This is a genomic window from Ensifer aridi, assembly GCF_002078505.1.
GTDB lineage: Bacteria > Pseudomonadota > Alphaproteobacteria > Rhizobiales > Rhizobiaceae > Sinorhizobium > Sinorhizobium aridi.
Genome location: NZ_LUAV01000016.1, coordinates 1 through 21,324, shown reverse-complemented (window position 1 = coordinate 21,324; position 21,324 = coordinate 1). Strand labels below are relative to the sequence as shown.

Sequence of the window (21,324 nt, the reverse complement as noted above, 5' to 3'; positions counted from 1 at the left end):
GCGCGTCTGATAAGACGCGCGGTGCTGTAAGGCGAGAGCGGGATCGGGGCGGAAAACCGCGAACACTTTTCCTCATCCAGCTCGAACGCGAATTCATCGCAGGGTTTCGCTGAATGTCTCGGGAGGAGATAAGCAATGAGCGTTGACGGAATCGGCGCGCGGGTGGCGCGCAAGGAAGACAGGCGCTTCCTGACCGGCAAGGGGCGCTACACGGACGATATGAGCGTGCCGGGCATGAAATTCGCGGTCTTCGTGCGCAGTCCGCACGCGCATGCGACCATCAAAAGCATCGATGCGAAGGCTGCGAAGACCATGCCAGGCGTCATCGACGTGCTCGACGGCAAGCAATTGCAGGCCGACGGCATCGGCAATCTCATCTGCGGCTGGATGATCCATTCGAAGGACGGCTCGCCGATGAAGATGGGCGCCTGGCGACCGCTCGCCGACAAGACGGTACGCTATGTGGGCGATGCGGTGGCGATCGTCGTCGCCGACAGTGTTGCCGAAGCGCGGGACGCGGCGGAAGCGGTGGCGGTCGACTACGAGCCCTTGCCGGTGGTCACCGATCCGGTGGAGGCGCTTGGCGAGGGCCAGCCGCAGATCCACTCCGAGGCGCCGAAAAACCTGATCTTCGACTGGGAACTCGGCGATGCGGCAGCGGTCGACCGGGCGATCGCCGCGGCGGCGCATGTGACGGAGATGAAGATCGTCAATAACCGCCTGTCGCCGAACGCCATGGAACCGCGCGCCGCGCTCGGGATCTACGATGCCGGCGACGATCACTATACCTGCTACACCACGAGCCAGAATCCGCATCTGGCGCGGCTGGTGATGAGCGCCTTCTACAATGTCGCGCCGGAGAACAAACTGCGGGTGATCGCCCCGGATGTCGGCGGCGGCTTCGGCTCCAAGATCTACATCTATCCGGAGGAGATCGTCTGTCTCTGGGCGTCGAAACGCACCGGCGTGCCGGTGAAATGGACCGCAGACCGCACCGAAGCCTTCCTGACCGATGCGCATGGCCGCGATCATGTATCGACGGTCAAGATGGCCTTCGACGGCAACAACCGGATCACCGCGCTGAAGGTCGACACCATCGCCAATCTCGGCGCCTATATGTCGCTCTTCTCCTCCTGCGTGCCGACCTATCTCTATGCGACGCTTCTGTCGGGGCAGTACGCGATCCCGGCGATCCACGCCAATGTCCGCACCGTCTACACCAACACCGCTCCGGTCGATGCCTATCGCGGCGCCGGGCGTCCCGAGGCGACCTATCTCCTGGAGCGGACAATGGAGACGGCGGCGCGCGAACTTGGCCTTCCGCCGGGCGAACTAAGGCGCATCAATTTCATCCGCACCTTCCCGCATCAGACGCCGGTGATCATGAACTATGACGCCGGCGACTATGAAGCCTCCTTGAACGCGGCGATGGAGGCCGCCGACTGGAACGGCTTTGCGGCGCGCAGGGCCGAGGCGGAGCGGCGCGGGATGAAGCGCGGCATCGGCATGAGTTGCTATATCGAGGCCTGCGGGCTTGCGCCTTCCGCCGCGGTCGGTTCGCTAGGCGCCGGCGTGGGCCTCTGGGAATCGGCCGAGGTCAGGGTCAATGCGGTCGGCACGATCGAGGTGATGACCGGATCGCATAGCCATGGCCAGGGGCATGAAACCACCTTCGCCCAGCTCGTCGCGGAGCGCTTCGGCGTGCCGATCGACAGTGTCAACATCGTCCATGGCGACACGGACAAGGTGCAGATGGGCATGGGTACCTATGGTTCACGCTCCGGCGCCGTCGGCATGTCGGCGGTCGCCAAGGCGCTCGACAAGGTCGAAGCCAAGGCCAAGAAGGTGGCGGCCCACCTGATGGAGGCCGACGAGCGCGACGTCGTCATCGAAGACGGCGCGCTCAAGGTCGCCGGCACCGACAAGTCGGTCCCCTGGTCGCAGGTGGCGCTCGCCTCCTATACGGCACACAATCTGCCTTCCGGCATGGAACCGGGGCTGAAGGAAAGCGCCTTCTACGATCCGAGCAACTTCACCTTCCCGGCCGGCTGCCACATCTGCGAAGTGGAGGTCGATCCGGAAACCGGCCAGACGAAGATCGTGCAGTTCGTGGCGGCCGACGATTTCGGCAACATCATCAACCCGATGATCGTCGAGGGCCAGGTGCATGGCGGCTTGGCGCAGGGCATTGGCCAGGCGCTGCTCGAGGGGGTCCATTATGATGACAGCGGTCAACTCCTGACGGCGAGCTACATGGATTACGCCATGCCGCGCGCCGACGACCTGCCGTCCTTCAAGGTGACGACTTCGAACACGCCCTGTCCGGGCAATCCACTCGGCGTCAAGGGTTGCGGCGAGGCGGGAGCGATCGGTTCGCCGCCGGCGCTGATCAATGCGGTCACCGACGCGATCGGCAACAACGAGATCACCATGCCCGCGACGCCGCAGAAGGTCTGGGCCGCGGCGCAGGCCGCCCATTGATCGGGAGGACGAGAGATGTACGACACCAACTATCATAGGGCCTCGTCGATCGACGAGGCGGTGAACATCATGGCGGCGGCCGCGGAAGGCAAATATCTCTCCGGCGGCATGACGCTGATTCCCACCATGAAGCAGCGGCTGGCCGCGCCGAGTGATCTCGTAGATCTCAGGCACATCGCGGAGATGAAGGGCATCGCGGTCGATGGCCGCTCGGTCAGGATCGGTGCTGCGAGCACGCATGAGGAGGTCGCCACCTCCGCCGCGCTCGCGGCCGTCTGTCCGGCCATTTGCAGGCTCGCCGCTCATATCGGCGACCCGCATGTGCGCCACATGGGCACGATCGGCGGCTCCATCGCCAACAACGATCCGGCGGCCGACTATCCGGCGGCGATGCTCGCGCTCGACGCGGTGATCGTCACCGACCGGCGCGAGATCAGCGCCGGCGACTTCTTCACCGGCCTCTTCGAAACGGCGCTCGAGGATGGCGAGATCATCACCGCCGTCCGTTTCGAGGCGCCGGCAAGGGCGGCCTACCAGAAGTTTCCCAACCCTGCCTCGCGCTACGCGATGACCGGTGTTTTCGTCGTCCGCCGCGATGATGGGGGTGTTCGCGTCGCCGTGACCGGGGCCGGCTCGGACGGCGTCTTCCGCCACCCGGGCCTTGAGGCGGCGCTTGCCGCCAATTGGTCGCCGGACGCCGTCGCAAACGTCATGGTCGATGCTACCGATCTGCTTTCCGATCTGCATGCGAGTGCTGCCTATCGCGCCAATCTCGTCAAGGTCATGACGAAACGCGCGGTGGCCGCGGCCTGAATGGGCTACTTAAGTATTGAAAAAGGGCGGTCGCGGCCGCCCTTTTTCACAATTGCTTGACTTCGATCAAAGTTGAAGGGATTGAGTTGCACTAGCTGTTTTGGAATAGTTCAAAAGTAAGGGGCCTTTTGCCGCAGGCGTCGAGGCCTTTCCGGGGTTGACCCTCGGATCGCTTTGAAGGAACAAAGCGGCAGGCACTGGAGTTGATGATGGATTTCGAGAGTTTCTTCAAGAACGAGCTGGACGGGCTGCATCAGGAAGGCCGCTACCGGGTTTTCGCCGAGCTCGCCCGTCACCGCGGTGATTTCCCGAAGGCGACGCGCTACACCACTGAAGGCACCCAGGAAGTCACCGTCTGGTGCTCGAACGACTATCTCGGAATGGGCCAGTCTCCGATCGTCACCGAAGCGATGAAGCGGGCGATCGACGAATGCGGCGCCGGTGCCGGCGGAACCCGCAACATCTCCGGCACCAATCACTACCACGTTCTGCTCGAGCGCGAGCTTGCCGACCTGCACGGCAAGGAATCGGCGCTTCTGTTCACCTCGGGCTATGTCTCCAACTGGGCCGCGCTCGGAACGCTCTGTTCGAAGATTCCCGGCGTCATCGTCTTCTCGGATGCCGGGAATCACGCTTCGATGATCGAGGGCATCCGTCATTCGAAATGCGAGCGTGTCATCTTCAAGCATAATTCGGTGGCCGACTTGGAGGCGAAGCTTGCGGCTGCCGATCCACGAGCGCCGAAAATCATCGCCTTCGAGTCCGTCTATTCGATGGATGGCGATATCGCGCCCATCAAGGAGTTCTGCGATCTCGCCGACAAGTACGGTGCGATGACCTATCTCGACGAGGTGCATGCTGTCGGCATGTACGGCCCGCGCGGCGGCGGCATTGCCGAGCGCGAAGGGCTGATGCACCGCCTCACGGTGATCGAAGGTACGCTCGGCAAGGCCTTCGGTGTCATGGGCGGCTATATCACCGGTTCGGCGGCGCTTTGCGACTTCATCCGCTCCTTCGCCTCGGGTTTCATCTTCACGACCGCGCTGCCGCCGGCGCTCGCCGCCGGTGCGCTCGCTTCGATCCGGCACCTGAAGGAAAGCCAGATCGAACGCTTCGCGCACCAAGAGCGGGTGCGGCGGCTGCGTTCGCTGCTCGACCAGCGCGGCATTCCGCACATGGTCAATCCGAGCCATATCGTGCCGGTGATGGTCGGTGACGCGGCCAAGTGCAAGTGGATTTCCGACCTTCTGCTCGACAATTTCGGCGTCTATGTCCAACCGATCAATTATCCGACGGTGCCGAAGAAGACCGAGCGCCTGCGCATCACGCCGACGCCGATGCATTCGGATGCCGACATCGACCACCTGGTCGGCGCGCTGCATTCGCTCTGGTCGCGCTGCGCGCTGGCGAGAGCGGTGGCGTAAGTTTCGGCCGACCGATGCTCTGCTAGATCAGCCCGGCGGCCGCCCGCCGGGCTTTTTCGTCCGCCGCAAACACGTCGTCCATGCTGGCGGCCGCGGGCAGGTCGGCGAGCCTGTCCATCACCTTTTCGACGATTTCCGCCATCGCCAGGAAGCCGACTCGGCCCTTGATGAAGGCCTCGAGCGCTGTCTCCTTGGCGCCGTTCAACACCGCACCCTGGACGCCGCCGGCTTCCATTGCGCGGCGCGCGAGTTTCAGTGCCGGGAAGCGGAGTTCGTCCGGCGCTTCGAAATCGAGCCGCGCAAGCTTGGCGAAGTCGAGCCGCTCGATCGGCAGCTCGCAACGCTTCGGATAGGAAAGCGCATAGCCGATCGCCGTACGCATATCGGGGCAGCCGAGCTGGGCGAGCACCGAGCCGTCGGTGTAGCCGACCATCGAATGGATCACCGATTGCGGATGGACGATTACCTCGATCTGGCCGGGCTCGAGGCCGAAGAGATGCCGCGCCTCGATCATCTCCAGCGCCTTGTTGAACATCGAGGCACTGTCGATCGAGATTTTTAGGCCCATCGACCAGTTGGGATGGGCGCGGGCGATGTCGGCCGTCACGTGCCGCATCTCGTCCAGCGATTTGGTGCGGAACGGGCCGCCCGAAGCCGTCAGGATGATCCGCTCGACCGCATGGCGCTGATCGTTTTCCAGCACCTGGAAGATCGCGTTATGCTCGCTGTCGACGGGAAGCAACCGGCCGCCGCCTCGTTTGACAGTCTCGAGAAAGAGGCTGCCGGCAGAGACGAGGCATTCCTTGTTGGCAAGCGCTATATCGGCGCCGCGGCGGGCGGCCGCAAGTGTGGGGCCGAGCCCCGCATTGCCGACGATCGCCGCCATCACCCAACCGGCATCCCGTTCTGCTGCCTCGATCAAGCCGCTTCTGCCGGCGGCCACCTCGATGCCGCTGCCGCCGAGTGCATCCTTGAGTTCGCCGTAGCGATGTTCGTCGGCGGTCACCGCGAGCTTCGCGCCGATGCGGCGCGCCTGCTCGGCGAGCAACGGGATGTTGCCGTTTCCCGTCAGAGCGGCGATTTCGAATCGGTCGCGCCCGCCGAGCCGCTCGATGACGTCGAGCGTATTGGTCCCGATCGACCCGGTGGAACCCAGTATCGTCAGGCGGCGCTTGCCTTCGTCGCCGGATGCCATTGCCAAATCCCGTATTTTTTCTCGTTTGAACGATTTAGATAGGCTCTACAGCCGAAAGCCGCGCGCAACAAGCGCGGAATGGCCCATCTTTCCATCGCATGTTTCACCGTTGTTGAATGACGACCGTGCGGGTGTTTTCCTCTCGCCTTGGACATCGTCACTTATTAGCATCGGCATTGGCGGCGGAACCCGCCGATTAGTTCAGGAGTTGCGATGCTCAAGGCTCTGATTGCCGCTTCCTGCGCCTGCGTGCTGGTCGAGCTCGCCTCGATGCAGACGGTCGCCGCGGAAAAGGTGCCGGAGGAGCTCGTCGGCACATGGCTCGCCGAAGACATTGGCGGCAGGGGGGTGATCGACGATCTCCAGACGACGCTCAAGATCCGCGAGGACGGTGCCTATGGCGGCATGGCCGGCTGCAACAATTTCACCGGAACGTTCAGCCTCTCGGATGCGACGATTTCCTTCGGGTCCGCGGCGGCGACGCGCAAGATGTGCGCGCCGGCGATCATGGATCAGGAGCAGAAATTCCTTAATGCGCTGGGCGCCGAACTGGGCTGGAAGATCGAAGGCGGGAAGCTGACGCTCGTAAGATCGAACGGCACGCCGGTCATGCGCCTCGCCTCCATGAAATATCCGAGCGCGGGTGCCGAAGTAATGCTGCGTATCCCCGATGCCAGTGCTGTCGATCGGAAAACGGTCCGATACGACTGCGGCGGCGAGACGGTCGAAGCCGAATATATCAATGCCGGCCCGGTATCACTGGTCACCTTCGCGATCGGCGGCACCTACATCGTCGCCTCGAGCGTCATCTCCGGATCGGGCGCCAGATATGCCGGCGGCCGCTATATCTGGTGGGCCAAGGGCGAGGAGGCGACGCTCTTTGATGTGACGAAGGGCGAGGAGGATCCGGGCGTCGTGTGCGAGAGGAAAGATTAGTCCGGCAGGAAAATGGTGATCCCGACGCGATTCGAACGCGTGACCCTCAGATTAGGAATCTGATGCTCTATCCTGCTGAGCTACGGGACCACTCGGAATAGACCCATACAAAAGCGAGGCTCTTTCGCCAAGTGTTTTTCCGTTGACGCGGCCAATTTGCGGGCGCTTCAAGGTCGGGGACTAGCATCATCGATGTCGGGAATGCTAAGCAGGGCCGGGCGTCGCCGGAGGAGGCGTCGCCGCTGTCCTCGTAAACGGCACCCATCCTAAAGACCTGATCCACACATGTTCATCGGAATTGACTGGGGCGGCACGAAAATGGAGGTCATCGCGCTCGATCGCGATGGCGAGACGCGTGCCCGGCATCGCGTTCCAACGCCGACCAGCGGCTATGACGATTGCATCCGCGCCGTGGTCGATCTCGTGGCCTCGGCCGAACGGACGGCCGGCGAGCGGGGCTCAATCGGCATCGGCATTCCCGGCAGCCCCAATCCGCGCACGGGAATCGTGCGCAATTCCAATGCGGTGCTGATCAACGGCAGGCCGCTCGGCCGCGACCTGGAGGCGGCGCTCGGGCGCGAGGTGCGCCTTGCCAATGACGCCAATTGCCTCGCGGTCTCCGAAGCGGTCGACGGGGCCGGCAGGGATGCGCGCGTCGTCTTCGGAGTGATCGTCGGAACCGGCCACGGCGGCGGGCTTGCGATCGACAAGAAGGTTCATGCCGGCTACCAGGGCGTCGCCGCCGAGATCGGCCATTATCCGCTGCCCTGGATGACGAAGGACGAGTATCCGGGCCACAAATGCTGGTGCGGCAAGCTCGGCTGCCTCGACATGTATGCCTGCGGCACGGGGCTCGAACTCGACTACCTGACGACGACGGGCACGAACCGCCGCGGGCGGGATATCATCGAAGCGAAGCGTGCGGGCGATCCGATCGCTACCGGCGTTTACGAGCGGTTCGTCGACCGGCTGGCACGGAGCCTGGCGCTGCTCACCAATGTGGTCGACCCGGACGTTTTCGTGCTTGGCGGCGGCATGTCCAATGTCGACGAGATCTACTGCGAATTGCCGGCGCTCATCACGAAATACCTGTTCGGCGACAGTTTCGAGACACCAATTCGCAAGGCGGTGCATGGCGACAGTTCCGGCGTGCGCGGCGCCGCCTGGCTTTGGAAGGAATAGAAGAATAGCCAGAGCCGGGGAATTTTCCGCCGCCATCTCGCGTCTCATTCGTCCGATTCAATCACCACAAGCGGAGGCATCATGAATATCGACAATGATCTGCGACGGATCGCGCTGCAGGAGCAGCAATTGCAATTCGAGCAGTTCGATCTCGACATGGCCTGGAAGCTCGGCTCGACGCTCCGGCGCATGGCCGCCGAGCGCAAGCTCGGCGTCGTCATCGACATCACGCTTTTCTCCATGCAGGTCTTCTATGCGGCGCTCGATGGCGCGACCCCGGACAATCCGAACTGGGTGCGGCGCAAGCGCAACACGGTCTTCCGCCTGTTCAGGAGCAGCTACGCGACGGGCCTCAATCTCGCACGCCAGCAGACGAACCTGCAGGCGAAGCTCGGCCTGCCGGACGCCGAATTTGCCGCCCATGGGGGCAGCTTTCCGATCGTCGTGAAGGGAACAGGCTGCATCGGCGCCGTCACCGTTTCCGGATTGCCGCAGCGTGACGACCATAACCTCGTCGTCGAAGCGCTCGCCGAGGTCCTCGGCGCCGATCATGATGCGCTGAAGCTCGAGAATTGATGGAAAGCAGACAGGGCATGAATATCGATCTGCAGGCACGCGAGCTCGCCGGCTGGCTCGTCGATGCGGCCCTGCCGCTCTGGTGGAAAAAGGGCTTCGATTCGGAAAGCGGCGGCTTCGTCGAGACGATCGACATGAAGAGCGAGCCGACGCGGGCAAACCGCCGCTCGCGCGTGCAGCCGCGACAGGTCTATTGTTTCGCAGAAGCCGGTCGGCGCGGCTGGGGCGGGGACTGGCGGACGGTCGCCGAAGGAGGACTTGCCTATTTCGATCGCGTCTACCGGCAGCCGAGCGGCTTCTACGGGGCTCTAGCCGATGCCGGCGGCCAGATCATCGATCCCTCTTTCGACCTCTATAACCAGGCCTTCGCGCTCCTTGCCTTTGCCTATCTCGCCGAGGTCCTTCCCGAGCGCAAGGCCGAGATGATTGGGCGCAGCGACGATCTCAGGCGCAAGCTCGAGGCTCACTGCAAGCATCCGCTCGCAGGCTTCGAGGAGGACAATCCGCCACGCTTGCCGCTCGGCTCCAATCCGCACATGCATCTCTTCGAAGCGTGCCTTGCGAGCGAGGAGGTCGAGGGATTCGACCGCGTCGCCTGGACCAATCTCGCCGACGAGATCGCGCATCTGGCTATGGAGCGCTTCATCGATGCCGAAAGCGGCGCGCTACGCGAATTCTTCGATCATGATTGGGTACCCTTTCCCGGCGAGAAGGGTCGTATCGTCGAACCGGGCCATCAGTTCGAATGGGCGTGGCTGTTGCTCCGCTGGGCGGAACGGCGCGGCAATGCTGAAGCGATCGGCAAGGCGCGTCGACTTTTCGAGATCGGCGAGGCCTACGGCATCTGCCCGGAGCGCGGCGTGGCGGTGATGACGCTGCTCGACGATTTCTCCGTTGCCGATCCGGTGGCGCGCCTCTGGCCCCAGACGGAGTGGCTGAAGGCGGCGATCCGCTTCGCTGCCCTGACCGATGGAGAGGAGCGGCAGCGCTATCTTGCTTCCGCATCGCGTGCCACCGCGGCGCTCCAGCGCTTCCTGGAAACGCCGGTCCGCGGTCTCTGGCGCGACAAGCAGAAGGCCGACGGCAGCTTCATCGACGAGCCCGCGCCGGCGAGCAGCTTCTATCACATTCTCTGCGCGATCTATGAGACGGAAGACTGCCTGAAGCGCGTGTGAACCGTGCGCCCATGTTGCTTTGACGGCCTGCCGCTCCTGCGGCGGGTCTTTTTATTGCTCTTGCGGGTAATTGTGATCAGATCGTATGTTGACATAAAGATATCTTTATGTGACTTAAGCGATGTCGTTTTCAGAACGGGAGATTTCCCATGTCCGCCGCTTCGCTATTCGGAGACGTCTCGCCCCGGCCCGATGGATCGGAAGTCTTCCGCGCCTTGAGGCAAGCGGCAGCCGAACGCATCCTGATCATGGACGGCGCCATGGGGACCGAGATCCAGCAGCTTGGTTTCGCCGAGGATCATTTCCGCGGTGAGCGCTTCGGCGGCTGCGCCTGCCATCAACAGGGCAACAACGATCTGCTTACGCTGACGCAGCCGAAGGCGATCGAGGACATCCATTACAGCTACGCCATCGCCGGCGCCGATATTCTTGAAACCAACACCTTCTCCTCCACCCGCATCGCCCAGGCCGATTACGGCATGGAGGAGATGGTCTACGAGCTCAACCGCGATGGTGCGCGGCTCGCGCGCCGGGCGGCGAAGCGCGCGGAGGCCAAGGACGGCAGGCGGCGCTTCGTGGCGGGCGCGCTCGGGCCGACCAACCGCACCGCCTCGATCTCCCCCGATGTCAACAATCCCGGTTACCGCGCCGTAACCTTCGACGATCTGAGGTCGGCCTATGCCGAGCAGGTGCGAGGCCTGATAGAGGGCGGAACCGACATCATCCTCATCGAAACGATCTTCGACACGCTGAACGCCAAGGCGGCGATCTTCGCCACGCAGGAAATCTTTGCGGAGAAGGGGATTCGCCTCCCCGTGATGATCTCCGGCACGATCACCGACCTCTCCGGCCGCACGCTCTCCGGCCAGACGCCGACCGCTTTCTGGTATTCGGTGCGCCATGCCGACCCCTTCACCATCGGGCTCAATTGCGCGCTCGGGGCGAACGCGATGCGCGCCCATATCGACGAGCTTTCCACGGTCGCCGATACGCTCGTCTGCGCCTATCCGAATGCCGGCCTGCCGAACGAATTCGGCTGCTACGATGAAAGCCCGGAGGCGATGGCGGCGCAGGTGGAAGCCTTTGCGCGCGACGGGCTCGTCAACATCGTCGGCGGCTGCTGCGGCTCGACACCCGCGCATATCCGCGCCATCGCTGAGGCGGTCGCCAAATATCCGCCGCGCCGTGTGCCGGAGATCGAACGGCGCATGCGGCTCTCGGGCCTTGAGCCCTTCACGTTCACCGACGAAATTCCCTTCCTCAATGTCGGCGAGCGCACGAATGTCACCGGCTCGGCCAAGTTCCGCAAGCTGATCACCGCCGGCGACTATGCCGCCGCTCTCGATGTGGCGCGCGATCAGGTCGCGAACGGCGCCCAGGTCATCGACGTCAACATGGACGAGGGCCTGATCGATTCGAAACAGGCGATGGTGGAGTTCCTGAACCTCGTCGCCTCCGAGCCGGACATCGCCCGCGTGCCGGTGATGATCGATTCCTCCAAATGGGAGGTGATCGAGGCCGGACTCAAGTGTGTCCAGGGCAAGGCGCTGGTGAACTCCATCTCGCTGAAGGAAGGCGAGGACGCGTTCCTCCACCATGCGCGGCTTGTGCGCGCTTACGGCGCCGCCGTCGTCGTGATGGCCTTCGACGAGAAGGGGCAGGCCGACACCAAGGCGCGCAAGTTCGAGATCTGCCGGCGCGCCTATCGCCTGCTCACCGAAGAGGTGGGCTTCCCACCCGAGGACATCATCTTCGATCCGAACATCTTTGCGGTCGCGACCGGCATCGAACAGCACAATAATTACGGCGTCGATTACATCGAGGCGGCGCGGGAGATCGTCGCGGCGCTGCCGCATGTGCATGTCTCGGGCGGCGTTTCGAACCTCTCCTTCTCCTTCCGCGGCAATGAGCCGGTGCGCGAGGCGATGCACGCGGTCTTCCTCTATCACGCGATCCATGCCGGCATGGACATGGGCATCGTCAATGCCGGCCAATTGGCCGTCTATGACGCGATCGACCCGGAGCTGCGCGAGGCCTGCGAGGATGTGGTGCTCAACCGTCGTCAGGATGCGACCGAGCGCCTCTTGGAAATCGCCGAGCGCTATCGCGGCCAGGGCGGCGCGCAGGGCAGGGAGAAGGACCTCGCCTGGCGTGAATGGCCGGTCGAAAAGCGGCTCGAGCACGCGCTCGTCAACGGCATCACCGAATTCATCGAAGCGGACACCGAGGAAGCGCGGCTCGCGGCCGAGCGGCCGCTGCACGTCATCGAAGGGCCGCTAATGGCAGGCATGAATGTCGTCGGCGATCTCTTCGGCTCGGGCAAGATGTTCCTGCCGCAGGTGGTGAAATCGGCGCGGGTGATGAAGCAGGCAGTCGCGGTGCTGCTTCCTCACATGGAGGCGGAAAAGCGCGCCAATGGTGGCGGCGAGACGCGCGAGAGTGCCGGCAAGATCCTGATGGCGACCGTCAAGGGCGACGTGCACGACATCGGCAAGAACATCGTCGGCGTCGTGCTTGCCTGCAACAATTACGAGATCGTCGATCTCGGAGTCATGGTGCCCTCGGCAAAGATCCTGGAGGTGGCCAGGGAGCAGAACGTCGACATCATCGGGCTGTCCGGCCTCATCACGCCCTCGCTCGACGAGATGGTGCATGTGGCGTCCGAGCTCGAACGCGAAGGCTTCGATATTCCGCTCCTGATCGGCGGCGCGACGACCAGCCGGGTACACACGGCGGTGAAGATCAATCCGCGCTACAATCTCGGCCAGACGGTCTATGTCACGGATGCCAGCCGCGCCGTCGGTGTCGTATCGAGCCTCATGTCGCCGGAGGCGCGAGACGCCTATAAGGAGACCGTTCGCGCCGAATATCTTAAGGTCGCCGATGCGCATGCGCGCAACGAGGCGGAAAAGCGCCGCCTGCCGCTCTCCCAGGCGCGGGCGAACGCCCACAGGATCGGCTGGGAAGCCCACCGGCCGAAGACGCCCTCCTTCCTCGGCACGCGCGTCTTCGACGAGTGGGACCTCGCGGAGCTCGCGCGCTACATCGATTGGACGCCTTTCTTCCAGACCTGGGAGCTGAAGGGCGTCTATCCGCGCATTCTCGACGACGAGCACCAGGGCGCCGCCGCCCGTCAGCTCTTCGACGACGCCCAGGCGATGGTCGAAAAGATCGTCGCGGAAAAGTGGTTCGCACCGAAGGCCGTCGTGGGCTTCTGGCCGGCAGGCAGCGTCGGCGACGACATCCGCCTTTTCACCGACGAGGCGCGCGATCGGGAGCTCGCCACTCTCTTCACGCTTCGCCAGCAATTGGTAAAGCGCGACGGGCGGCCGAATGTCGCGCTCTCCGATTTCGTCGCGCCGGCCGACAGCGGCAAAGAGGATTATGTCGGCGGTTTCGTCGTCACGGCGGGCATCGAGGAGGTGGCGATCGCCGAGCGCTTCGAGCGCGCCAATGACGACTATTCGTCGATCATGGTCAAGGCGCTTGCCGACCGTTTCGCCGAGGCCTTTGCAGAGCGCATGCACGAATATGTGCGCAAGGAGCTCTGGGCCTACGCGCCGGAGGAAAGTTTCACGCCGCAGGAGCTGATCGCGGAACCCTATCAGGGCATCCGGCCGGCGCCCGGCTATCCGGCACAGCCGGATCACACGGAGAAGGAAACGCTGTTCCGGCTTCTCGACGCCGAGGCGGCAATCGGCGTCAAACTCACCGAAAGCTACGCAATGTGGCCCGGCTCCTCCGTCTCCGGCCTCTATATCGGCCACCCAGACGCCTATTATTTCGGAGTCGCCAAGATCGAGCGGGACCAGGTGGAGGACTACGCCGAGCGCAAGCGCATGGACGTGCGCGAGGTCGAACGCTGGCTCTCGCCGATCCTCAACTACACGCCGATACCGGAGGCCGAAGCGGCGGAGTAGAAGCCGTCGCCTTCACGAGGCGGCGAGTCATCACCGGTTCGCCGCCAGGATCATTTGCGCCGCCTTTTCGGCGATCATGATCGTCGGCGAATTGGTGTTGCCGGAGGTGATGGTCGGCATGATCGAGGCGTCGGCGATCCGCAGCCCTTCGAGGCCGCGCAGGCGTAACTCGGTATCGACGACGCTCTCTGGACCTTCGCCCATCCGGCAAGTGCCGACGGGGTGGAAGATCGTCGTGCCGATGTCACCCGCCGCGCGCTTTAGTTCCTCATCGGTCTCGTAGTCCGGCCCCGGTTTGAACTCGACGGGATCGTAGCGGGCGAAGGAGGGTTGCGAGACGATGCGGCGTGTGAGCCGGATCGCCCTGACCGCCACGTCGCGATCTGCTTCCGTCGTGAGGTAGCGCGGGCGAATGTCGGGGGCGGTGGCGAAGTCCGGGCCTTTCAGATGCACCGATCCGCGGCTTTCGGGCCTCAGATTGCAGACGCTGGCGGTGATCGCCGGGAAGGGGTGAACGGGCTCGCCGAATTTTTCGAGCGAGACCGGCTGGACATGATACTCGAGATCCGGTGTCTCCTTTTCGGGCCCGGAGCGGGTGAAGATGCCGAGTTGGCTTGGGGCCATGGCCATAGGACCGGAGCGGCGGGCGAGATATTCGATCCCGATCGCTGCTTTGCCTAGGAATGAACTCGCCTTCTCGTTGAGCGTCGGCACGCCCGTGACCTTGTAGACGAGGCGCAGTTGCAGGTGGTCTTGCAGGTTCTCGCCGACGCCGGGCAATTCATGCCGCACTTCGATGCCGTTTTCCTTGAGGACTTCCGGCCGGCCGATGCCGGAAAGTTCGAGAATGTGAGGCGAACCGATCGCGCCGGCCGAAAGCACCGTCTCGCGGCTGGCGCGCACGCGCTTGGCGATGCCCTCGTGCTGGAACTCGACGCCTGCGACGCGCCCCTCTTCGAGGATCAATCTGCGCACATGCGCCTTCGTCAGGATCGTGAGGTTGCGCCGGTGTCTGGCGGGCTTCAAGAAGGCCTTGGCGGTGTTCCAACGGATACCGGAGCGCTGGTTGACGTCGAAATAGCCGGAGCCTTCATTAGTGCCTCGGTTGAAATCGTCGGTTTCGGGAATGCCGGCCTCCGCCGCCGCCTTCTGGAAGGCATCGAGCACCGCCCAGCGGACGCGCGCCTTCTCGACCCGCCATTCGCCGCCGGCGCCGTGCATCTCGTCGGCGCCGCGATAGTGGTCCTCGGATTTCTTGAAGAGCGGCAGCACGTCCTCCCAGCTCCAGCCCGTGCAGCCGAGTTGGCGCCAGTGGTCGTAGTCGCGCGCCTGGCCGCGCATGTAGATCATGCCGTTGATCGAGGAGCAGCCGCCAAGCACCTTTCCTCGCGGATAGCCGAGCGAGCGGCCGTTCAGGCCTTCTTCCGCTGCGGTGGTGAAGCACCAGTCGGTGCGCGGATTGTTGATGCAGTAGAGATAACCGACCGGAATGTGGATCCAGTGGTAGTTGTCGCTGCCTCCGGCCTCGAGCAGCAGCACGCGGCGATCCGGATTTTCCGACAGGCGGTTTGCGAGCACGCAGCCGGCACTACCCGCTCCGACGATGATGTAGTCGAACGTGTCCATGGCTTTCTCTAATGTCGGGGTCCGCGATCATGCTACGGACCATGTTCAGTCAGTGTGAGTGGCGGTGCTCGAAGCCGAGCTTGCGGCCGAGACGGGAGTTGTAGAACTCGCCGACGATGCCGCGACGGAACAGAAGCACGCAGACCATGAAGACGACGCCGGTGATGATCGTCACCGGAAATTCCGAGGTCGCCAGATAGTTCTGCAGGGTGACGACGAGCGCGGCGCCGAAGAGCGGACCGATCAGCGTTCCGATGCCGCCGAGAAGCGTCATCAGGATGACCTCGCCCGACATCTGCCAGCCGACGTCTGTCAGCGTCGCGAACTGGAAGACGAGTGCCTTCAGGCCGCCGGCGAGGCCGGTGAGCGTCGCCGACATGACGAAGGCGGCGAGCTTGTAGTTCCTGACCGAATAGCCGAGCGAGATCGCGCGCGTCTCGTTTTCCCGGATCGATTTGAGGATCATGCCGAAAGGCGAATTGATGATCCGCCAGATGATTATGATGCCGATGACGAAGACCGCAAGCACGAAATAATACATGTTCGTCGACTGCGAGAGGTCGATCACGCCGAAGAGATGGCCGCGGGGCACCGATTGGATGCCGTCCTCGCCACGGGTGAACTCGGCCTGCAGGCAGAAGAAATAGAACATCTGCGCGAGCGCGAGCGTGATCATCGCGAAATAGATGCCCTGGCGGCGGATGGCGAAGAAGCCGATGATCGCGCCCAGGAAAGCGGCGCCGACGACGCCGGCGAGAATGCCGAGCTCGGGCGGCAGACCCCATTCCTTGACGGTATGCGCGGTGAAATAGGCCGCGCCGCCGAAGAAGGCGGCATGGCCGAAGGAGAGAAGCCCCGTATAGCCGAGCAGCAGATTGAAGGCGCAGGCAAAGAGCGCGAAGCACAAAAGCTTCATCAGAAAGACGGGGTAGAAGAACAGGGGGGCTAGCACCAAGACGGCGAGGCCCACGCCGAGAAACACCGTCTGGACGACGACCGGCGTTCGTTCCTTCTGCTTCTCAAGCTCGAGTGTCAGAGTCATGTCAAGCATCCCGGCCGAAGAGGCCTGCCGGCCGTATGAGGAGAACGATGGCCATGATCACGAAGATCACGATGTTGGAGGCCTCCGGATAGAAGACCTTGGTAAGGCCCTCGGCGACACCCAACAGGTAGCCGGTGACGATCGCGCCCATGATCGAGCCCATTCCGCCAACGACGACCACGGCGAAGACGACGATGATGATGTTCGATCCCATCAGCGGCGAGACCTGGTAGATCGGGGCGGCAAGCACGCCGGCGAGCGCCGCGAGCGCTGCGCCGAGGCCATAGGTGAGCGTCAGCAGGAAGGGGACGTTGATGCCAAAGGATTGCACGAGAACCGGGTTCTCAGTGGCTGCGCGGAGATAGGCGCCGAGTTTGGTCTTCTCGATCATCAGCCAGGTGCCGAGGCAGATGAAGAGCGAGAAGGCGATCGCCCAGCCGCGATAGATGGGCAGGAACATGAAGCCGAGATTGGCGCCGCCCGTCAGCAGCGCCGGCGTCGCATAGGGCTGCCCCGAAGCGCCGTAGAGATAGCGGAACGTGCCCTCGACGGTGAGCGCCAGCCCGAAGGTGAAGAGCAGACCGTAGAGCGGATCGAGGGAATAAAGCCGCCTGAGCATGGTGCGTTCGATCGCCGCGCCGATGAGGCCGACAATGAGCGGTGCAAGGATGAGGGCCGGCCAGTAGCCGATGCCGAGATGCGACAGGAGCAGCCAGGCGATGAAGGCGCCGAGCATGTATTGCGCGCCATGGGCGAAATTGATGACGCGCAAGAGGCCGAAGATGATGGCGAGGCCGAGGCTCAAGAGCGCGTAGAAGGAGCCGTTGATGAGCCCGATCAGGAGCTGTCCGAGAAGGGCCTGCAGCGGAATTCCAAAGATCATCGTCATGGCTTAGACCCCGAGCACGTCATGCAACATGTCCATGCGCGCCGAAAGTTCCGATACCGGGAACTCGCCGGCGACCTTGCCATGGTCCATGAGATAGAAGCGGTCGGCCACCTTGCTCGCGAAACGGAAGTTCTGCTCCACGAGAAGAACGGTCATGCCGCGCTCCTTGAGTTTCTTGAGGACGTCGCCGATGCGCTGGACGATGACAGGCGCAAGCCCTTCCGTCGGCTCGTCGAGCAGCATCATCCTGACACCGGTGCGCAGGATCCGGGCGATCGCCAGCATCTGCTGTTCGCCGCCCGAAAGCTTGGTTCCTTGGCTGTTGCGGCGTTCGTGGAGATTGGGAAAGAGCTCGAAGATCTCGTCGATCGTCATGCCGCCCTTGGCTATGGCCGGCGGCAGCAAGAGGTTTTCATAGACCGAGAGCGTCGAGAAGATGCCGCGCTCCTCGGGGACGAAGCCCAAGCCGCGATGGGCGACGCGGTGAAGGGCGACGCGGATCAGGTCCTCGCCGGCGAAACTGATCTCGCCCTTGCGCTTGCGCACGATCCCCATGATGGCGCGCAGCGTCGTCGTCTTGCCGACGCCATTGCGGCCGAGCAGCGTCACCATCTCGCCCTCGCCGACGGTCATGTCGACGCCATGAAGAATATGGCTCTCGCCGTACCAGGCATGAAGCCCGGAAACCTTGAGCAGCGGTTTCATGTCAGGCCTCCTCCGTGCCCATATAGGCCGTGCGCACGAGCGGATTGTTCGCGACCGTGGCATAGTCGCCTTCCGCGAGGATCTCGCCTCGCTGCAGGACCGTGACGTGGTCGCACAGCGTTTCCACCACTGAGAGGTTGTGCTCGACCATCAGCACCGCGCGCTCGCGCGCCACCTCGCGGATGATCTCGGCGACCATGCCGACATCCTCATGGCCCATGCCCGCCATCGGCTCGTCCAGCAGCAGCACCTTCGGATCGAGCGCCAGCGTAGTGGCGATCTCGAGTACGCGCTTACGGCCGTAGGAGAGATCCGCCGCGACCGCGTTGCGTTCCTTCTCGAGTCCGACCGAGCGGATCAACTGATCGGCCTTGACATTGAGCGCATCGAGCGCGGAGAGCGGCTTCCAGAACTGGATCGCCAGGCGGTTCGGCCGCTGCAGGGCGACGCGGACATTGTCGAGCACCGAGAGATGCGGAAACACCGCCGAGATTTGGAACGAGCGGACGAGACCCTTGCGAGCGACCTTGTCGGGCGCCATGTTGGTGATGTCCTCGCCCAAGAGCGTGATCGTGCCGTGCGTCGGCTGCAGGAACTTGGTGAGCAGGTTGAAGACGGTGGTCTTGCCGGCCCCGTTCGGGCCGATCAGCGCATGCACACGGGCATGGTGGACGTCGAGATCGACGTCCTTGACGGCGGTAAAGCCGCCGAAGTCACGGCGGAGGCCGCGGGCGGAGAGAACAATCCGCGGCGCTCCATTCTCTTGAGGCATTGCGAGGGTCATCGCGCTGTGCCGGTTACGATTTCACGAGCTCGCAGCCGCTCTGGGCCGGATCGATGAAGGCGTCCTTTCCGGGAATGGTTGCGAGAACCTTGAAGTAATCCCAGGGTTCCTTGCTCTCATCCGGCTTCTTGACCTCGAGCAGGTACATGTCGTGGATCATCCGCCCGTTTGGCGCGACGGTGCCGTTCTGAGCGAAGATATCGTTGACCGGCAGGGCGTGGAGTTCCTTGGCGACTACTTCGCCGTCGTCGGTGCCGGCTTTCTCGATCGCCTTCAGATATTGCAACACCGCAGAATAGGTACCGGCATGCACCATGTTCGGCATCCTGCCGGTGCGCTCCATGAAGCGCTTGCCGAACTTCGCACTCTCCTCGTTGCGATTCCAGTAGAAGCCTTCCGTGAGCGTCAGCCCCTGCGCGGCCTCGAGCCCGAGCCCGTGGACCTCGGCGAGGGTGAAGAGCAGAGCCGCCAGGCGCTGTCCGCCCTGCACGATGCCGAACTCGGCGGCCTGCTTGATGGCGTTGGAGGTGTCGAGGCCGGCATTGGCGAGGCCGATCACCTTGGCGCCGGAAGATTGCGCCTGCAGGAGGAACGAGGAGTAGTCGGTGGTCGCCAGCGGATGGCGGACGGCGCCGACGACGGTGCCGCCGTTTTCCTTGACGAAGTTGGCAGTGTTTTCCTCGAGCGAATAGCCGAAGGCATAGTCGGCGGTCAGGAAGAACCAACTGTCGCCGCCCTGCTTGACGAGCGCGCCGCCGGTGCCGACGGCAAGCGAATGCGTGTCATAGGCCCAATGGAAGCCATAGGGGCTGCACTGTTTGCCGGTGAGTTCGGTCGTCGCCGCACCGGTGACGATGTTGACCTTCTTCTTCTCCTTCGAGATCGCCTGGACGGCGAGCGCCACGGAGGACGTGGTGAGCTCCATGATGCTGTCGACCTGCTCGGTGTCATACCATTGCCGGGCGATGTTGGAGGCGATGTCGGGCTTGTTCTGGTGGTCGGCCGTCACCACCTCGACCGGGGCGCCGAGCACCTTGCCGCCGAAGTCCTCGACCGCCATCAGTGCCGCCTCGTAAGATGATTTGCCGCCGAAATCGGCATAGACGCCCGATTGGTCGTTCAAGATGCCGATCTTGACCTTGCCGTCGGATGCGTCGGCAAAAGCGGCGGTGCTGCTGGCGAGCACCATTGCGAGCGTGGCGATCAGTTTCCTGTGCATCTGTTCTCCTCCCAGGATAATGCAGGGCGACGCGGACCATCGTGCGCAAATAGATAGGGCTCGGCCGCGCCCTTTCGAGGCGTCGGCAGTTTCCGTGTCGCTCTGTTCAAATTTGGCCAGACATACTCCTCAAATGTCGGCCTTGACACCTACAATCCCGAAAATTCTGCTTGGATGCAAGCCGGATGGACCGTAAATTCCAAACAGCGTCTGTTCGTTTTTGAACAGAGAGGTGGGAATATGAATCCGAACTTCACTTGGGACGACCTGCAGTTCTTCCTTGCGGTGGCAAGAACGGGCCAGCTCTCGACCGCCGCGCGGCGGCTGAGGACGAGCCATGCGACGGTTTCTCGTCGCATCGACCGGCTGGAATTCGCGCTCAAGGTCAAGCTCTTCGAGCGCAATCCGCGCGGTTACGTTCTGACCACCATGGGCCAGCGCTTCGTCGAGACTGCCGAGCGGATCGAGCGGGAGACGGAGCAGCTTCAGCTCGACGTCAGCCATGGCATGACCGCTCAGCGCGGCGTCGTGCGGCTGAGCACGCTCGAAGGCTTCGGCAATTTCTTTCTAGCGGACCGGCTCGCGGACTTCGCCGACCGCTATCCGAACATCTCGCTCGAACTCGTGGCGATCCAGCAGATCATGTCGCTGTCGCGGAAAGAGGCGGACATCGCCGTGGCGCTCGCCGCCCCGAAGGCGGGGCCCTACCATTCAGAGGTGCTGACACCCTATACGCTGCATGTCTACGGGGCGCGCAGCTATCTCGCGCAGCACCCGCTGATCCGCACGCGCCACGATCTCACCTCCCACCGTTTCGTCGGCTATATCGAGGACATGATCTTCACGCCGGGGCTCGACTATCTCGGCGAGATCCAGCCGGGTCTGCGCGCCCACTTCCAGAGTTCGAGCATTCTGACCCAGTTGAAGGCGGCGCGTCAGGGGCTTGGGCTTTGCGTGCTGCCGCATTTCATGGCGAGGGACGAGCCCAAACTCGAGATCGTCCTGCCGGAGGAGATCGAGCTCAAGCGCACCTACTGGCTCATCTGCCACCGTGACCTGATCGCGATGCCGCGGGTGAGGGCCGTGCGCGACTTCCTCGTCGAGGCGGTCAACGAAAACCGTAGCTGTTTTCTGCGCGAAAGAGCGCTGCCGTCCGCTGCTCAGAGGCGGGCCCTTGAAGCGTAATGAGGCGTTAACCATATATGCAAGGCAGCGCAGGTCGGCTTTTCCGCTCCTGGCGCGGGGAAATCAGGCATCGCCCTCCTGATTCCCGGGGCGTTTTCCGGTGGCAATGAAATTCCCCTTGTTTTTCAGCCACTTGGAAAATTTTGAAGATTTTTTGAAAATCGTTGTTGAC

16 protein-coding genes and 1 tRNA gene are annotated in these 21,324 nt (G+C 63.3%); 9 read left to right on the top strand and 8 right to left on the bottom strand.

Going from position 1 to position 21,324, the window contains the following annotated elements; all coding sequences use genetic code 11:
* Positions 1-135 precede the first annotated feature (135 nt).
* From AYK65_RS15345 to hemA, 3 genes are all read left to right on the top strand, one after another.
* On the top strand, positions 136-2,481 hold the full coding sequence (locus AYK65_RS15345; RefSeq protein ID WP_081158920.1) for a xanthine dehydrogenase family protein molybdopterin-binding subunit: 2,346 nt from the start codon (positions 136-138) through the stop codon (positions 2,479-2,481).
* Between the two features lie 15 nt (positions 2,482-2,496).
* Positions 2,497-3,294, top strand: coding sequence for an FAD binding domain-containing protein (locus tag AYK65_RS15340; protein ID WP_026615568.1), 798 nt, complete (start codon positions 2,497-2,499; stop codon positions 3,292-3,294).
* Between the two features lie 209 nt (positions 3,295-3,503).
* Positions 3,504-4,718, top strand: a complete 1,215-nt coding sequence (hemA, locus tag AYK65_RS15335; RefSeq protein WP_046120680.1) for a 5-aminolevulinate synthase — start codon at positions 3,504-3,506, stop codon at positions 4,716-4,718.
* A 22-nt stretch (positions 4,719-4,740) separates the two neighbouring features.
* On the opposite strand, the gene dxr is transcribed toward hemA, so the two are convergent.
* Positions 4,741-5,913: a 1-deoxy-D-xylulose-5-phosphate reductoisomerase gene (gene dxr / locus AYK65_RS15330; RefSeq protein ID WP_046120493.1), complete on the bottom strand. Its 1,173-nt coding sequence runs from the start codon at positions 5,911-5,913 to the stop codon at positions 4,741-4,743.
* Positions 5,914-6,126: 213 nt separating this feature from the next.
* Here dxr and AYK65_RS15325 point away from each other — a divergent pair, with 213 nt between their 5' ends.
* The gene (locus AYK65_RS15325; RefSeq protein WP_081158919.1) at positions 6,127-6,849 is read left to right on the top strand and encodes an META domain-containing protein; all 723 of its coding nucleotides are present in this window, start codon (positions 6,127-6,129) and stop codon (positions 6,847-6,849) included.
* Between the two features lie 13 nt (positions 6,850-6,862).
* On the opposite strand, the gene AYK65_RS15320 is transcribed toward AYK65_RS15325, so the two are convergent.
* Positions 6,863-6,939, bottom strand: a tRNA-Arg gene (locus tag AYK65_RS15320).
* A gap of 195 nt (positions 6,940-7,134) precedes the next feature.
* Between AYK65_RS15320 and AYK65_RS15315 the strand changes: the two genes are divergently transcribed.
* The 4 genes from AYK65_RS15315 to metH all read left to right on the top strand — a co-directional run bounded on the left by AYK65_RS15315 (position 7,135) and on the right by metH (position 13,702).
* Positions 7,135-8,031, top strand: coding sequence for an ROK family protein (locus tag AYK65_RS15315; RefSeq protein ID WP_046121085.1), 897 nt, complete (start codon positions 7,135-7,137; stop codon positions 8,029-8,031).
* 81 nt (positions 8,032-8,112) lie between these two features.
* Positions 8,113-8,607 carry a heme-degrading domain-containing protein gene (locus tag AYK65_RS15310; RefSeq protein WP_026615572.1) on the top strand — a complete coding sequence of 165 codons (495 nt, stop codon included), beginning with the start codon at positions 8,113-8,115 and terminating at the stop codon, positions 8,605-8,607.
* A gap of 17 nt (positions 8,608-8,624) precedes the next feature.
* Entirely contained in the window at positions 8,625-9,782 is a 1,158-nt protein-coding gene (gene pmi, locus AYK65_RS15305) for a mannose-6-phosphate isomerase Pmi (RefSeq protein WP_026615573.1), read from the top strand.
* 149 nt (positions 9,783-9,931) lie between these two features.
* Complete coding sequence (gene metH / locus AYK65_RS15300) at positions 9,932-13,702, top strand: methionine synthase (protein ID WP_046120453.1); 3,771 nt, start codon at positions 9,932-9,934, stop codon at positions 13,700-13,702.
* 30 nt (positions 13,703-13,732) lie between these two features.
* Here metH and AYK65_RS15295 read toward each other — a convergent pair whose 3' ends face one another.
* Genes AYK65_RS15295 through AYK65_RS15270 form a run of 6 tightly spaced genes read right to left on the bottom strand, consistent with a single transcriptional unit; the run spans position 13,733 to position 19,967 of the window.
* Complete coding sequence (locus AYK65_RS15295; RefSeq protein WP_081158917.1) at positions 13,733-15,328, bottom strand: GMC family oxidoreductase; 1,596 nt, start codon at positions 15,326-15,328, stop codon at positions 13,733-13,735.
* A gap of 49 nt (positions 15,329-15,377) precedes the next feature.
* The gene (locus AYK65_RS15290) at positions 15,378-16,379 is read right to left on the bottom strand and encodes a branched-chain amino acid ABC transporter permease (protein WP_026615576.1); all 1,002 of its coding nucleotides are present in this window, start codon (positions 16,377-16,379) and stop codon (positions 15,378-15,380) included.
* Complete coding sequence (locus AYK65_RS15285; RefSeq protein WP_026615577.1) at positions 16,372-17,259, bottom strand: branched-chain amino acid ABC transporter permease; 888 nt, start codon at positions 17,257-17,259, stop codon at positions 16,372-16,374. The genes AYK65_RS15290 and AYK65_RS15285 overlap by 8 nt, the downstream gene beginning before the upstream one ends.
* A 3-nt stretch (positions 17,260-17,262) precedes the next feature.
* Positions 17,263-17,964, bottom strand: coding sequence for an ABC transporter ATP-binding protein (locus AYK65_RS15280; RefSeq protein WP_046120451.1), 702 nt, complete (start codon positions 17,962-17,964; stop codon positions 17,263-17,265).
* Between the two features lies 1 nt (position 17,965).
* The gene (locus AYK65_RS15275) at positions 17,966-18,748 is read right to left on the bottom strand and encodes an ABC transporter ATP-binding protein (RefSeq protein ID WP_026615579.1); all 783 of its coding nucleotides are present in this window, start codon (positions 18,746-18,748) and stop codon (positions 17,966-17,968) included.
* Between the two features lie 13 nt (positions 18,749-18,761).
* On the bottom strand, positions 18,762-19,967 hold the full coding sequence (locus AYK65_RS15270; protein WP_026615580.1) for a beta-hydroxybutyrate-binding protein: 1,206 nt from the start codon (positions 19,965-19,967) through the stop codon (positions 18,762-18,764).
* Positions 19,968-20,207: 240 nt separating this feature from the next.
* Between AYK65_RS15270 and AYK65_RS15265 the strand changes: the two genes are divergently transcribed.
* Positions 20,208-21,152 (top strand): LysR family transcriptional regulator, encoded by a 945-nt coding sequence (locus AYK65_RS15265; RefSeq protein ID WP_046120450.1) that lies wholly within the window; start codon positions 20,208-20,210, stop codon positions 21,150-21,152.
* Positions 21,153-21,324: the final 172 nt, after the last annotated feature.

Coding starts and splice junctions, on each gene's coding strand:
- AYK65_RS15345 (WP_081158920.1), top strand. CDS start 136: ATGAGCGTTGACGGAATCGGCGCGCGGGTGGCGCGCAAGGAAGACAGG.
- AYK65_RS15340 (WP_026615568.1), top strand. CDS start 2,497: ATGTACGACACCAACTATCATAGGGCCTCGTCGATCGACGAGGCGGTG.
- hemA (WP_046120680.1), top strand. CDS start 3,504: ATGGATTTCGAGAGTTTCTTCAAGAACGAGCTGGACGGGCTGCATCAG.
- dxr (WP_046120493.1), bottom strand. CDS start 5,913: ATGGCATCCGGCGACGAAGGCAAGCGCCGCCTGACGATACTGGGTTCC.
- AYK65_RS15325 (WP_081158919.1), top strand. CDS start 6,127: ATGCTCAAGGCTCTGATTGCCGCTTCCTGCGCCTGCGTGCTGGTCGAG.
- AYK65_RS15315 (WP_046121085.1), top strand. CDS start 7,135: ATGTTCATCGGAATTGACTGGGGCGGCACGAAAATGGAGGTCATCGCG.
- AYK65_RS15310 (WP_026615572.1), top strand. CDS start 8,113: ATGAATATCGACAATGATCTGCGACGGATCGCGCTGCAGGAGCAGCAA.
- pmi (WP_026615573.1), top strand. CDS start 8,625: ATGAATATCGATCTGCAGGCACGCGAGCTCGCCGGCTGGCTCGTCGAT.
- metH (WP_046120453.1), top strand. CDS start 9,932: ATGTCCGCCGCTTCGCTATTCGGAGACGTCTCGCCCCGGCCCGATGGA.
- AYK65_RS15295 (WP_081158917.1), bottom strand. CDS start 15,328: ATGGACACGTTCGACTACATCATCGTCGGAGCGGGTAGTGCCGGCTGC.
- AYK65_RS15290 (WP_026615576.1), bottom strand. CDS start 16,379: ATGCTTGACATGACTCTGACACTCGAGCTTGAGAAGCAGAAGGAACGA.
- AYK65_RS15285 (WP_026615577.1), bottom strand. CDS start 17,259: ATGACGATGATCTTTGGAATTCCGCTGCAGGCCCTTCTCGGACAGCTC.
- AYK65_RS15280 (WP_046120451.1), bottom strand. CDS start 17,964: ATGAAACCGCTGCTCAAGGTTTCCGGGCTTCATGCCTGGTACGGCGAG.
- AYK65_RS15275 (WP_026615579.1), bottom strand. CDS start 18,748: ATGACCCTCGCAATGCCTCAAGAGAATGGAGCGCCGCGGATTGTTCTC.
- AYK65_RS15270 (WP_026615580.1), bottom strand. CDS start 19,967: ATGCACAGGAAACTGATCGCCACGCTCGCAATGGTGCTCGCCAGCAGC.
- AYK65_RS15265 (WP_046120450.1), top strand. CDS start 20,208: ATGAATCCGAACTTCACTTGGGACGACCTGCAGTTCTTCCTTGCGGTG.